This is a genomic window from Blautia sp. TM10-2 (genome assembly GCF_003480845.1).
GTDB classification, from domain to species: Bacteria; Bacillota; Clostridia; order Lachnospirales; family Lachnospiraceae; genus Fusicatenibacter; species Fusicatenibacter saccharivorans.
In genome coordinates this window covers 803-14,310 of the sequence record NZ_QUJZ01000021.1, presented here as the reverse complement: position 1 = coordinate 14,310, position 13,508 = coordinate 803, and the positions used below count along the sequence as shown (strand labels likewise).

Sequence of the window (13,508 nt, the reverse complement as noted above, 5' to 3'; positions counted from 1 at the left end):
TAATGAAAATTAGTAGCTATCTTATTTTAGAAGCTGAACACCGCCACACCATACGCCGGAAGTGCATATGCAATCCGATATGGCTGGCCATCGCATTCTCCCTCTTTGGCACGGTAGGCTACCTGGCGTTTTTCGGTCGGGCCGCCGTATTTCATATCGGAGCTGTCGAGTATCAGGCGGTACTGTTTTTTGCGCGGTACGCCACACATATAATCCGGACGCTCGACCGGTGTGAAATTGCAGACGAACAACAGGTTGTTTTTTCCTGTCGGTGACCAGCGGACGAAGCTGTAAATGCTGCGGTCGCCGTCGTTGGCATTGATCCACTGGAAGCCTTCGTAGCCGCAGTCGTTCGCGTAGAGTGCCGGGTACTTGCGGTACATTTTCAGCAGGTCACTGAAGAAGGTCTGCAGATGCTGATGCCCCTCATCTGCCAGCAGGAACCAGTCGATCTCGCGTTCCTCGCTCCACTCGCGGAGCTGTCCGAAATCCTGTCCCATGAACAGAAGTTTTTTGCCCGGGTGCCCGAACATGAAAGCATAGCCTACCATCAGGTTCTGGAATTTTTCCTCCAGATCGCCCGGCATTTTGTTGATCATCGAGCATTTCAAGTGGACAACCTCATCGTGCGAGAGCACCAGAATGTAGTTCTCGGAAAATGCATAGGTCATGCCGAAGGTCATCTTGTTATGGTTGTATTTGCGGAAGTATGGATCGAGCTTCATGTAATCGAGGAAGTCATGCATCCATCCCATGTTCCATTTGTAGGAGAAATGCAGGCCGCCGTCCTCTACGCTTCCCGTTACCTTCGGCCACGTTGTGGACTCCTCGGCAATCATGATGACACCTTTGTTTCGTCCGCGCACCAGGGTATTCAGGTGTTTGAAGAACTCGACGGCTTCAAGATTTTCATTTCCGCCGTTCTTGTTCGGCACCCACTGGCCCGGCTCTTTTCCGTAGTCGAGATACAGCATCGAAGCAACAGCATCGACACGGAGACCGTCTACGTGGTACTCTTCTACCCAGTAAAGCGCATTTGCCAGCATAAAGTTTTTCACTTCATTTTTGCCGTAATCAAAGATCTTCGTTCCCCACTCCGGGTGCTCGCCCTTTCTCGGGTCGGCGTACTCATACAGCGGCTGGCCATCAAAATCAGCAAGGCCGTGCGCATCTTTCGGGAAGTGTGCCGGTACCCAGTCCAGAATAACACCGATTTTATTTTTATGCAGATAATCAACAAGATATTTAAACTCTTTCGGTGTTCCGTAGCGGGAGGTCGGTGCGTAATAGCCCGTTACCTGATAGCCCCAGGAACCGTCAAACGGATGCTCTGCAATTCCCATCAGCTCTACGTGGGTATAGCCCATTTTTTTTACGTAATCGGCAAGCGAATGTGCGAACTGAACGTAATTGTAAAATCCGTCCGGGTTGGATTCGGACCACGGATGTTTCATCCAGGAGCCCGGGTGCACTTCGTAGATGGAGAGCGCGGATTTCTGAACGTCAAATTTTTTGCGGTTCGTCAGCCATTCGCTGTCACCCCAGCGGTAGCCTTCGATTTCCGCTACTTTTGACGCGGTACCCGGCCGTTTTTCGGATGCAAATGCGTATGGATCTGCTTTGTACAGTTCTCTTCCGTCCGGTGTGCGGATGTAATATTTATACATCATTCCCTCGGTCACGCCCGGAATGAACACTTCATAAACGCCGTCCTCGCCGACTTTCCGCATCACATTGGCATGGGCATCCCAGCCGTTGAATTCGCCGATGACAGATACTTCCGCCGCATGCGGAGCCCATACGGTGAACCAGGCTCCTACTTTGCCGTCTTTTTTGTCCAGGTGCGCACCCATTTTCCGGAAAATATCGTAATGGGTTGCCTGTCCAAATAAGTACTGATCCAGTTCAGAAAATCTTGGCTGATAGCCCGCCGGTTTTTTTGGCGCTTTTCTGGTTTTTGCTGTTGTTTTTGCCGTTGTTTTCGCAGTTTCCTTCATAGAAAAAATCCCCTTTATGCTTCTTTTTCAATCAGAACACAGCCGCACGGAGGTACTTCAACAAAAAGTTTTCCATTTTCCGGAGAAATGGCTTCTCCGGTTACCGCGTTTTTCCATGTTCCGTCGCAAGATGCAGGAATCCAGACTCCCGCACTCTGGTTTTCATCATTATTTACTGCTGTGATCAGAGCGTCTGTCTCATCCAGGCGTGCAAAGGCATACTGGCGGTTGGTCAGCATGAGTTCGCGGTATCTTCCCGTTCGTGCTGCAGGATGTTTTTTTCTGACGTCTGATAATGTTTTGATCCATGCCGGAAGTTTTTCTGCCGGCGGATTTTTCTCCAGTTCTTCCAGATTCAGCGCCGGACGCAGCGGATCGTCGTTTCCGCCTTCTTTTCTTCCCTCGATGCCGAATTCCGATCCGTAATAGATGGACGGGATGCCCGGCAGGAAGTACAGCAGCGCATAAATTGGAATCATGTTTTCTTTTACGTTCAGCTTGCTGGCCAGACGGTCTACGTCGTGATTGTCAACGAAGCTGTACAGTTTCTTTCCTTTGTAAATGCCGCCGTTTTCGTCAAATTCGCGGCGGATCGTATGTGCAATTTCGAAGTAGTTATGATCGTTATGTCCCGAATAAAGTCCTTTGTGAAGCTCGTAGTTTGTGACACTGTGCAGCAGATGCTGGCCGTCTCCGATGTAGCGCGCATAGTCGCCGTGGATGACTTCGCCCATCAGCCAGAAATCCTGTTTTTTGGCGGATGTGCGTGCGCGCATCTGCTCCATGAAGCCGAAATCCAGGCAGTCGGCGCAGTCGAGACGGATGCCGTCGATGTCGAATTCGTCGATCCAGAAGTCGATGACATCAAGGAGATAGTCGCGGACCTGCTGGTTCTGGAGATTCAGGTTGACGAGTTCGAAGCAGTTTCTCCATGCTTCGTAGGAGAATCCGTCGTTATAGCAGGTATTTCCGCCGAACCAGATTCCTTTGTACCATCCGCAGTACGGGGACTGTTCTCTTTTTTCCTGAATGTCGCGGAAGGCAAAGAATTCGCGGCCGGTGTGGTTGAAGACACCGTCTACGACGACTTTGATGCCGAGTTCGTGGGCTTTTTTTACGTATGCGGCAAAGTCCGCGTTGTCGCCTAAGCGGCGGTCTACCTGTTTGTAATCTTTTGTGTCGTATCCATGTGTGGTTGATTCAAACAAGGGGCCGATATAGATTGCGGTACAACCGAGATCTGCGATGTGCGGAAGCCACTGTTCCAGTGTGGAAAAGCGGTGTACGGTTTCTTCCGATTCATTTTTCCTCGGCGCACCGGTCAGTCCGATCGGATAGATGTGATAAAATTCTGCCTCTTCATACCATGGTGCCATTTTGTTTGTCCTCCTTGTTTTTGGGTTATGAGTAAATTCCATACATGAACTGGTGTACCAGACGGTAGACTTCTTCGTCCCGGACGACGAGGTTGGAAAGATCGGATTGATCTCCTGCTGTCATCATCAGGTAGTGCATCAGGATTCCGGAGAAGCCTACGGCGAATTGTTCCTGACGGCCGTTCATGTTGCCGAGTTCGGCGCTGGCGTTGTCGAAGACGTCGACGCACAGGTGATAGAACCGGTCAATCATTGGGTATACGGTGCGGAAGCCTTCGCTTTTTCTTCCGGAATAGAACAGTGCCATCATCAGCATATGGAATTTCGGGTCTTCGGAGGCTCCGTTGAAGAAGGCACGCGCGATGCGGTACAGTTTTTCGGGGATGTTTTTCCCGGTTTCGGAGGCTTCGATGAGTTTTTGTTCCATGGGCTGAAAGTGCTCGTTTAGCAGGGCTTCAAGGAGGCCTTGTTTGCTGCCGAAGTAATAGTACAGGGTTGGTTTGGATACTCCGGCGGAGTCTACGATCTGCTGAACACCGACGGCGTCGTACCCGCTTTCGTAGAAGAGGGTCAGAGCTGAGTTCATGATTAGCTGACGATTGTCCATTTTGAATCCTCTTTGTTGCGGAAGGGACGCTCTCTGGAGTTCGCCTGGCCGCGGTGTGTTTGGGTGGTTGTTTGTTACGTGTGAGTTGGCATTTGTTTTGGTTTAAAATGCTTTTGTTGATTTTGTATTTAAGAAGTCTGCTTTTGTGTGTGATGGTCGAATTGCGTGAGTTTTTGGCAATTTTGACGAATTTTGTTGGATTTTGCAGGTTTCTTATGTGTGTTTCTGTTATCATTATACCAATCGGTATATAAAAAGTCAATGCGAAATATATAATGGATGAAAATAGATGCATAGAAAAAGAACCGGCGGGGAAATCTTTAGTTTAGTTCTCAGATTTCTCTGTCGGTTCTTTTCTTATTTTCCGATACTGTTTTTATACGAACTGAACCTCACATGACTAAAGTCACGTGCTTCAGACCGCTTTAGGCGGCAGACAAAATATCGGCGGATACGCCTGTTTCTTAGATCTTGCGCGGATACGCGCTTCTTCCATGCCGGATACGGCAGGTCTCCACATAACAGGTAGTCCACGGTATATCTGCCTGTGTTTATGCTGCTTTTCGCAGTTCCATTTCTGAAATTAAGTCTCTCAAATCCGCATAAACACATGAGGTTCTACGCTTTACTGCAGGAACTTTTGCCTCCAGCAAAGACCTTTCCGTTGCCGGTAAGGGTTTTAAAATTTCACGGATAAAATATCTTGCTCCAATATTGTACGATGCAGATAATCCTCCTTCTGCATTTTTTTGCATTTTCTCTTTTTGTTCTCCAATTGCTGTTTTCCTTCAGATGCCGTATAATGGAAACAGCATTTTTCAAATTCAAATTAAGGAGAACATAAACTGATGATACGATTTAATAATGACTACAATCACGGTGCGCACCCGGAGATTCTGGAGGCGCTGGGGGCTATTAATGGGAACAGTTATGGTGGATATGGGGAGGATGAATGGTGTGAGAAGGCTGCGGAGCTGATTCGGGAGAAGATTCATTGTGCGGATGCGGCGGTTCATTTTTTTCCGGGGGCGACGCAGGCGAATTTTATTGTGACGGCGGCAGCGCTTTCGCCGGTGCAGAGTGTGATTGCGGCGGATACCGGACATATTAACTGCCATGAGGCGGCTTCGATTGAAAATACCGGGCATAAGATTCTGGAGCTGCCGAATACGGATGGTAAAATTTCGGCGGAACAGATTGCGGCGTGCGCGGCGGCTTATTATGAAGGCGGTGAGCCGGAGTATCTGACGGAGCCGAAGATGGTATATCTTTCATTTCCGACTGAGCAGGGAACGCTGTATTCGCTGCAGGAGCTGACGAAGATTCACGAGGTCTGCCGGAAGTATGATATGTATCTGTTTGTGGACGGGGCACGGCTTGGATACGGGCTTGGATCAGAGAAGAATGATGTTTCTCTCGAGGATCTCGCTGCTCTCACAGATGTTTTCTATTTCGGCGGAACGAAATGCGGTGCGCTGTTTGGTGAGGCCGTTGTGCTTACAGCTGACTCGCTGAAAAAGCGGTTCAAAGCCTACATGAAACAGAACGGCGCTGTCCTCGCAAAGGGATGGCTGCTCGGACTGCAGTTCCACTGCCTGCTGGGGCATGATCTTTATTTTACTGCGACACGCCGCGCCGATGAACTTGCCATGAAACTCCGCAAAGCATTTGCGGCGCAGGGGATTCCATTCTGGGTGGAGAGTTTTACGAATCAGCAGTTTGTGATTCTCACCGATGCGCAGAAGGAAACTCTGGAAAAACGCTATATTTTCGAGCCAATGGGGAAATCCGCGGACGGCGGAAATATTGCGCGGTTCTGCACCAGCTGGGCAACGACGGAAGAGGAAGTGCAGACACTGATTGATGACCTCAAAGCTTTATAATTTTTGTCCAAAACGGCATTCTGCAAACACCGGCGATCTCTAAATCTGCTTTGCAAATTCAAAGAAAAAGCTGTACCGGTGTGCCACGAAAATGCAGATTTTGCCTTGTTTTACTCCGAGAAAGGAATCTTTATGTCTCATAAAATTGGTATTACCGCCTGCTCCAACCCCATGCATCCTTCCTTTTCCGCCGATCTGGCGCGTCTCTGTCAGATTCTGCGGGAGCTGGGCTTCGATCCTGTTTTAAGCCCCTGCCTCTACGACAACGGTTCCAGCTTTTCCGGCACGGGCGCGGAGCGGGCGGATGCGTTGATGAACCTTTACTGTGACCCAGAAATCACGGATATTTTTGATGTTTCCGGCGGCGATATGGCGAATGAAATTCTGCCGTATCTGGATTTTTCTGTCATCGCCGCCTCCGGCAAGCGCTTCTGGGGATACAGTGATCTCACGACGATTGTCAATGCTGTCACGACTGCGACTGGAAATGAGTCGATGCTGTATCAGGTTCGAAATCTGCTGTACGACCACAGCGCCGAACAGATCACTCTGTTCCAAAACGCTTTTTCCGGGCAGTCTCCCAGCCTCTTCGACCTCCCTTGCACATTTCTGCAGGGCGATCACATGGAAGGTGTGATGATCGGCGGAAATATCCGCTGTTTTCTGAAGCTCGCCGGAACGGATTTTCAGCCGGATTTCCGCGGAAAAATCCTGCTCCTCGAAGCCATGGGCGGCGGCGTTCCGCAGATGGTTACGTTTCTGTCCCAGCTGAAAATGATGCATGCCTTTGAACAGATCAATGGTATTCTCCTCGGAACATTTTCCCAGATGGAACGCGACCAGCTGACGCCGGATATGCCGCAGCTTGTCCGCCAGGCGGCCGGACCGGATCTCCCGATTGCAAGGACTCCGTATATCGGCCACGGCACGGATGCACATGCCGCCGTGATCGGCAAATTTTATCAGATTTCTTCTGACTGATATACATCCGCGTAGCGCACGCCGAACTCCTCTGCGTCTGCATGGCGTTCCATATAGATATCAATGTGGCCGTACGGCGTGCCGCGGTCCTCGACCGTATAAATTTTTCCGCCGATATTCAGCTTCGTTCCAAACGGCAGAACGCCGGTTGCAATGGTCCGGCCCTGCACCGGCATTTTTCCGGATGCGGTCGGGCCGCCCGCCCAGCGGCCACAGCAGACGGCGCAGTTGCAGTAAGCGGTCAGTTTAAAATTGCCGAGATATTTTCCCGAAGCGCTTTCCAACCGATCACCTGCGGTACTGTTTTCTGCACTTGTATTCTGCACATTTTCTGCTCCCGCCTTCTGTTTTCCACCATTCCCGTTTTCTGTTGTCTGGTTATCCACAGAGTTTCCTTCTTTTCTCCCATTATCCACATCTCCCGTTTCTATTTTGCTCTCACGCATTTCCTTCGAAATCACCCGCACAGCAAATTCTGTCGATTTCTCATAGTTAAAATCTGAAATCAGAATCCCCGTCGCCTCGCTTCCAGCGTGGATTACTTTTCCATCACCGAGATAAATCATGACATGGTAAATAAACCCGCTCTCCCGCTGGTAAAACAGCAGATCACCAGGCTTTGCCTCCTGCACCGGAATGCGTGTTCCAGCTTTCGCCTGCTGGCGTGAGGTTCTCGGAAGGGTATACCCGAAATTAGCAAAAATCTGCTGGGCAAAGCCGGAACAGTCGCAGCCGTTTGTAAGACTCGTCCCGCCCCAGACGTACGGATTTCCCAGGAATTTTTTCGCGTACTGCAGGACCTCGCCGCGCGCTTCGTCAGAAGAAAGAAGTGTTCTCGTCGTTGCATATGTATAGGTGTACGCCTTATTATTCCATGGCTTCACCCACATTTCCGCCATGGGAAAACTTTCCTCCTGCCAACGGTTTACCTCTTTTTCAGCCTCTTCTCCGCGCAGGAGATACCGCGCGCAGACAAATCCACGGACATCGCCGGATTCCACATAAACCCAGTCAGAATCCGCATCCGCTAAAATATAACAGAGGCTTCCCTTCGGCAGGATTCCGACGATTTTCTGATTTGTGCCTTTTCCTTCGCGGACGTGAAGCCAGGAATTCACATCGGCGATAGCATATGTTTTTTCAACCGTATGAAACAGCCACGGCATACGGGAAATCGTGACTTTTTCAGCTTCTGCCGCCTGCCACTCACTGTAGCTTTCCCGCGTGCGCTCAGCTTCCTGCTCTGCCGAAAAGACGGGTTCAGCCTCGGCGGCTGGCGGTTCCGCAGACTGTGATAAGTCAGAATCCGAAGAGACTTCTGCCGTCTTGTCCCCACCAGTTGCATCATCACTTCCTGCAGATCCGTTTTCTTCCTCCGGCGGTTCCATCTGCTCCCCATCTCCGCCGCCGATTTCTTCCTGCCCCGGCCATGGATCGTTGGAAATATCTTCCCCTTCGCCCGGCCACGATCCATCCATTTCACTGTTTCCCGGTGTTTCCGGCATGTCTCCCTGATCTCCCGGTTCTGGATTTTCCGGCTCCTCTGGCTCTGTCTCGCCTGCCTCTCCCGGTTCTGCATTTTCCGGCCCCTCTGGCTCTGTCTCGCCCGTTTTTCCCGGTTCCGTCATTCCTGCATTCTCTCTGCCGTCAGGCTCCTGCGGTTCCGGTTCCTCCGGGACTGTCTCATCTTCTTTTCCCTCGGATCCACTTTCCTCTTCCATCTCATCATTCTGCGTACCTTCCGGTTCTGTCACCTCTTCCGCTTCCGCAGGTGCCTCCTCCGCCGCATCTTCCTCCACGCAAAAAGAAGCAGCCCCAACGGCTGCTTCCCCTGCAATCTCAATTCCAATCTGTCCCGGATCGGCCGTTTCCTCTTCTGCTGCATAAACGGCTGTCGGGTTTCCCAGTGTCACTGCGAGCGCACCGATCATCGCGGCGCGCACCAGCTCGGCGCATTTGTCGCCCATCATTGTTTTATCAACCATTTTCGCTTTCTCCTATTCAATTTGTCCGGCCAGACGGAATTGATCCGAACAAATAAAACAGAAGAAACACCTCTGGTATCGCTTCCTATTCCTCTGCTCGAAACAGTCTGACCGCATTTTTTTCTGTCGTCTCAATGACTTCTTCTTCCGAAATTCCCTTGAGTTCTGCGATCTCCTGCACAACGTACGGCAGATACAGAGATGAATTTCGTTTTCCCCGGTACGGAACCGGTGCCAGATACGGACTGTCTGTTTCCAGCAGAATGCGCTCCATCGGAGCCATCTGAACCACTTCTTTGATCTTCTTCGCATTTTTGAACGTCACCACGCCGCCAATGCCAAGATAAAATCCCATTTTCAGGTATTCCTCTGCCATCTCCACAGAGTAGGAAAAACAATGAATGACGCCGCCGATCTCCTCCGATTTTTCCTCTTTCATGACGCGGAGCGTATCGGCCGCCGCCTCCCTGCTGTGAATAATCATCGGAAGTTTTTCTTCCCGAGCAAGCGCAATCTGACGGCGGAACCAGTATTCCTGCTTCTCGTGATTCTCCTTGTCCCAGTAATAGTCAAGGCCAATCTCACCGACCGCGACCGCCTTTTCCATGCGGCAGAGTTCCCGCATCCGCGCCATCACGTCCTCGTTCAGATCGCCCACCTCATCCGGGTGAAGGCCGAACGCGCCGTAGATGAACGGATACGCTTCCATCAGTTTTCTTGTATTTTCCAGTGATTCCAGATTTGCCGAGACATTGATGATACGCCCGATTCCGTTTTCCTGCATCGAGGAAAGCAGCTCTGCGCGGTCTTCATCAAATTTCTCATCGTCATAATGTGCATGTGTTTCAAATATCATATCCGAATTTCTCCTTAAAAAAACGAAACAGAAACGGAAGAAAGCTCTGCATAGCCTTCCCCTGTTTCCGTTTCCACGTTTATCCATCCTATCGTTCGTTGTTTTCGTAAAAGTAAAGTGCGCCGCTGCGCCTGTGCTTATTATAACGCATTCATTTTTCCCGCGTCAACCAGGAAACGAAAAAAAGTCACTCTTCAACATGATCACCGCCGCGCCGCAATCTCATCCAACAGGCAGCCCGCCACTTCGTCTTTTCCCATGAGCGGAAGCTCCTTGATGCCGTCCTTCGTGATCAGCGTCACCACATTCGTCGCCACACCGAAGCCGGCACCCTCTGTCTTCAAATTGTTTGCCGCGATCATGTCCAGATGCTTCTTCTCCAGCTTTGCACGCGAGTTTTCCACCATGTTCTCGGTTTCCATCGAGAAGCCGCATACAAACAACCCCGGATGACGGTTCTTTTCCACCCATCCCAGAATATCGTCGGTGCGCTCCAGCGGAATGCTCATGTCACCGTCCTTCTTTTTGATTTTCTGATCCGCCACCGTCACAGGCCGGTAATCAGCAACCGCGGCCGCCTTAATCAGAATATCCGTCTCCGGCAATGTCTCCCGCACCGCCTCCAGCATGTCCTTCGCCGTCGTCACCGGTCGCATCGCAACGCCTGGAACCGGGGCTAATGAAACCGGGCCGGAAATCAGCGTCACCTGCGCGCCGCGGAGCATCGCCTCCCGCGCTATCGCGTATCCCATGCGGCCGCTGCTGTGGTTCGTCAGATACCGCACCGGATCGAGGGATTCCTGCGTCGGGCCTGCAGTCACGGTGACACGCACACCAGCGAGCGTCTTTTCGCGGGCAAGCTCCATCGCGATATAATCGAGCAGCACCTCCGGGTCCGGCAGTTTTCCTTTTCCGACGTCCTTGCACGCCAGCATTCCCACGGTCGGCTCGATGATGCCGAAACCGTATTTTTTCAGCGTCGCCAGATTATCCTGCGTAATCGGATTTTCCAGCATCGCCGTATTCATCGCCGGAGAGACCAGCTTTTTGCACTTCGCTGCGAGCACCACCGTTGTCAGCATATCATCTGCAATGCCGTGTGCCATTTTTGCAATCACATTGGCGGTAGCCGGGGCAATCATAATCAGATCCGCCGCTTTTGCCAGCGAAATATGCGTCACCTCATATTTAAAATCACGCGCAAACGTATCGACCACGCAGCGGTTGTTGGTCAGCGTCTCGAACGTCAGCGGGGTGATGAACTGCGTCGCGTTTTCGGTCATGATGACATGCACGTCTGCTCCGGCTTTCCGAAGACCGCTCGCCACATTTGCCATTTTATAGGCGGCAATTCCGCCTGTCACACCAAGTACAACACATTTTCCGTCAAGATTTTCCATTGTAACTCCGTTCTGCTGCCTCGAAGCAGCTTTTTTCCTATGATAGTTTTAAGTATAGCAGACAGAAAAACAGATTACAACCAATCCTGTTTGCCATTGATGCAAAAAGGCTTTATAATAAAAGGACAAAAGAACTCTACTTTTAAAATAATCGCGAGGTATTTTTATGATTTTAGCCATTGATATCGGGAACACAACCGTTACGCTCGGCGGCGTCCGGATCGCACCGCAGCAAGCGTATTCCCTCGAATTCACAGCCCGGATTGACATCAACCACACCTGGTCTGCCAGCCAGTATGAATCTGCGATCGAGCAGCTTTTTGAAGACAAGAATCTTTCCCCGTCCGACTTTCGGGGCGTCATCATTTCCAGCGTTGTTCCGTCGGTTCTGACGCTTCTGCAGGAATGTGTCCGTAATCTGTTCGGCACAGAACCGCTGCTCGTCACATCCGAAAGTGATCTCGGCATGACATTTTCCATCCCGGAACCGGAAAAAGTAGGCCGCGACCGCCTCGTTGATGCAGCCTGGGCCGCCGCACATTATCCGCTGCCGGTCATCACCGTGGATCTTGGAACAGCGACGACCTTCAATGTCATCCGGGAAAACAGCGTCTTCTGCGGCGGCGCCATCGCACCGGGACTCGATATGGGACTTGGCGCCCTCTCCGAGCGGACCGCCCAGCTCCCGCGGCTCGACCTCCAGATCCCGAAACGCATCATTGGCAGAAACACCGAAGAATGCATTCTCTCCGGCACCATCGTCGGCATGGCCGCGATGCTCGACGGAATGGTCCAGCGCATCGAAGCCGAACTCGGCTCCCCCGCCACCCTCATCCTCACCGGCGGCGCGGCACGCTTCGTCGAACCGCTCGTTTTACATCCTCATATCTATGACCCGAACCTTCTGCTGAAAGGGCTGGCGTTCCTGTGTGAGCGGAATTGTGCAAATTAAAATCGTACTTCCAAATATTCATCAGACTTTTTCATTCTGCATGACGTTAAAAAGCGTGTCTGTTCTCCAGGCACGCTTTTCTCTATTTTTCTATGGAATCGTAACCCTTCTTTGTGTTGCCTCTCCGCTTTTCAGTTTTTCCTGATTCTCCTCTTTCAGGTTTAAAATACACGGGCGAATCACCTCTCTTCCAAAACAGACATTCCGGGAACCTTCCAAAAGTTGAATTTTCTCTTTTCAGTATATCATAAATTTTTCCGGGACACACTCTTTTCCTTCTCCCTATGCACGGAAAAACTCCCGGCACTGCCGGGAGTTTATGACTTTCTTATTTCATAGTAACTATTCAGAACCCCATCTCGATTCCGCTTGCGCTGCATCTCGATGTTGCTTCTCGCCATATGAAATTCCAGAAAACCGTTCATTCATGCAAGCATGATTCACGATTTTCTTCCATTTCGCATGGCTCTGAATAGTTACATTTCATATTACTTTTTCACCTGCTCATATACCAGTCCCGGATAAGCTTCGAGGCTGACACCGTTTTTTTCAAACATTGGAAATGCTTCTGCGCCGTATGCGCATACGGCGGTTGCCATGCTTGTCTGTTCAGTGTAGCTCTCCCAGTTGTCGGCAGTAAGGCCAGGCTGGTATGCTTCCCAGGCAGTTTCGTATTCGGTGCTCTTATCGGAAGGAATCGCATCTTTCAGGCTCTCGCCGGACCAGACGGCAAGCTGATCTGCTTTTTTGTAAGTATATTCCGGGAGCTGATCGTCGCCCAGCGACTGGTACAGCTCATAGCGGGTAATGGAGTCTTTGGAACTTCCGTAGGATTTTTCCATCTCTTTTTTCACGGTATCCATATCGGCATCATCCGGGTAGGTGATGTCTACTTCGCACAATACCGGTTTTCCCGTCGCTCCGGTCTGATCGAGGTTGATAAACTGAAACATGACTCTGGAAGTTTGCTCGCCGAAAACAGTGGCTTCTGTATCTACTGCGATCGCGGCTGCACTTTCGGTCTCAGAGAAAATTTCCACCTGATCCCGATCTAAATTCCAGTCGGCAAGCACTTCATCCACTGTTTTTCCCCATCCGGTATCCGGCGGCGTAATTTCCTTGCTGCTCTCTTTCGCTCCCTGACATCCAGTCAGCAACAGAGCACACATTGCAAAAATACCTGCTAATTTTTTATTCATACACCTGCATCTCCTTTCCGCTTTGTTATTTTTTTTCACATACTTTTTTTGTTAGCCCTATACTACCATATATTCTTCTGAAAATCTATGACGTTTGGTGAAAATTTTCTTACATTTTTCTTATGCATTCGATTTAAATCAAAGAAAAAGCAACAACATCCCTTATAGAAATTCTCTACCGCTAGTGAACCTCACATGACTAAAGTCACGTGCTTCCGGCCGCTTTAGGCGGCAGACAAAATATCGGCGGATACGCCTGTTTCTTAGATCTT

11 protein-coding genes are annotated in these 13,508 nt (G+C 50.5%); 3 read left to right on the top strand and 8 right to left on the bottom strand.

Annotated elements, in window-relative coordinates:
• Window positions 1–26 precede the first annotated feature (26 nt).
• The 4 genes from glgB to DXD92_RS17440 form a co-directional block, all read right to left on the bottom strand.
• The gene (gene glgB, locus DXD92_RS17455) at window positions 27–1,997 is read right to left on the bottom strand and encodes a 1,4-alpha-glucan branching protein GlgB (protein WP_082424829.1); all 1,971 of its coding nucleotides are present in this window, start codon (window positions 1,995–1,997) and stop codon (window positions 27–29) included.
• 14 nt (window positions 1,998–2,011) lie between these two features.
• Window positions 2,012–3,373, bottom strand: coding sequence for an alpha-amylase family glycosyl hydrolase (locus DXD92_RS17450; RefSeq protein WP_118601732.1), 1,362 nt, complete (start codon window positions 3,371–3,373; stop codon window positions 2,012–2,014).
• Between the two features lie 25 nt (window positions 3,374–3,398).
• Window positions 3,399–3,980, bottom strand: a complete 582-nt coding sequence (locus DXD92_RS17445) for a TetR/AcrR family transcriptional regulator (RefSeq protein ID WP_022461597.1) — start codon at window positions 3,978–3,980, stop codon at window positions 3,399–3,401.
• A gap of 551 nt (window positions 3,981–4,531) precedes the next feature.
• Entirely contained in the window at window positions 4,532–4,735 is a 204-nt protein-coding gene (locus DXD92_RS17440) for a hypothetical protein (RefSeq protein ID WP_243104942.1), read from the bottom strand.
• Window positions 4,736–4,828: 93 nt separating this feature from the next.
• On the opposite strand from DXD92_RS17440, the gene DXD92_RS17435 reads away from it, so the two are divergent.
• Complete coding sequence (locus tag DXD92_RS17435; RefSeq protein WP_055225768.1) at window positions 4,829–5,863, top strand: threonine aldolase family protein; 1,035 nt, start codon at window positions 4,829–4,831, stop codon at window positions 5,861–5,863.
• Window positions 5,864–5,995: 132 nt separating this feature from the next.
• Window positions 5,996–6,844 carry an LD-carboxypeptidase gene (locus DXD92_RS17430; RefSeq protein WP_022461125.1) on the top strand — a complete coding sequence of 283 codons (849 nt, stop codon included), beginning with the start codon at window positions 5,996–5,998 and terminating at the stop codon, window positions 6,842–6,844.
• Here the strand turns inward: DXD92_RS17430 and DXD92_RS17425 are convergent.
• The 3 genes from DXD92_RS17425 to coaBC all read right to left on the bottom strand — a co-directional run bounded on the left by DXD92_RS17425 (window position 6,826) and on the right by coaBC (window position 11,085).
• Window positions 6,826–8,829, bottom strand: a complete 2,004-nt coding sequence (locus tag DXD92_RS17425; RefSeq protein WP_022461124.1) for an NlpC/P60 family protein — start codon at window positions 8,827–8,829, stop codon at window positions 6,826–6,828. The two genes, DXD92_RS17430 and DXD92_RS17425, sit on opposite strands and share 19 nt — an antisense overlap.
• Window positions 8,830–8,914: 85 nt before the next feature.
• Window positions 8,915–9,685 carry a TatD family hydrolase gene (locus DXD92_RS17420; RefSeq protein ID WP_022461123.1) on the bottom strand — a complete coding sequence of 257 codons (771 nt, stop codon included), beginning with the start codon at window positions 9,683–9,685 and terminating at the stop codon, window positions 8,915–8,917.
• A 203-nt stretch (window positions 9,686–9,888) separates the two neighbouring features.
• On the bottom strand, window positions 9,889–11,085 hold the full coding sequence (coaBC, locus tag DXD92_RS17415) for a bifunctional phosphopantothenoylcysteine decarboxylase/phosphopantothenate--cysteine ligase CoaBC (RefSeq protein ID WP_117813435.1): 1,197 nt from the start codon (window positions 11,083–11,085) through the stop codon (window positions 9,889–9,891).
• 166 nt (window positions 11,086–11,251) lie between these two features.
• On the opposite strand from coaBC, the gene DXD92_RS17410 reads away from it, so the two are divergent.
• Complete coding sequence (locus DXD92_RS17410) at window positions 11,252–12,037, top strand: type III pantothenate kinase (protein WP_022461121.1); 786 nt, start codon at window positions 11,252–11,254, stop codon at window positions 12,035–12,037.
• Between the two features lie 488 nt (window positions 12,038–12,525).
• On the opposite strand, the gene DXD92_RS17405 is transcribed toward DXD92_RS17410, so the two are convergent.
• On the bottom strand, window positions 12,526–13,236 hold the full coding sequence (locus DXD92_RS17405; RefSeq protein ID WP_118641147.1) for a hypothetical protein: 711 nt from the start codon (window positions 13,234–13,236) through the stop codon (window positions 12,526–12,528).
• Window positions 13,237–13,508: the final 272 nt, after the last annotated feature.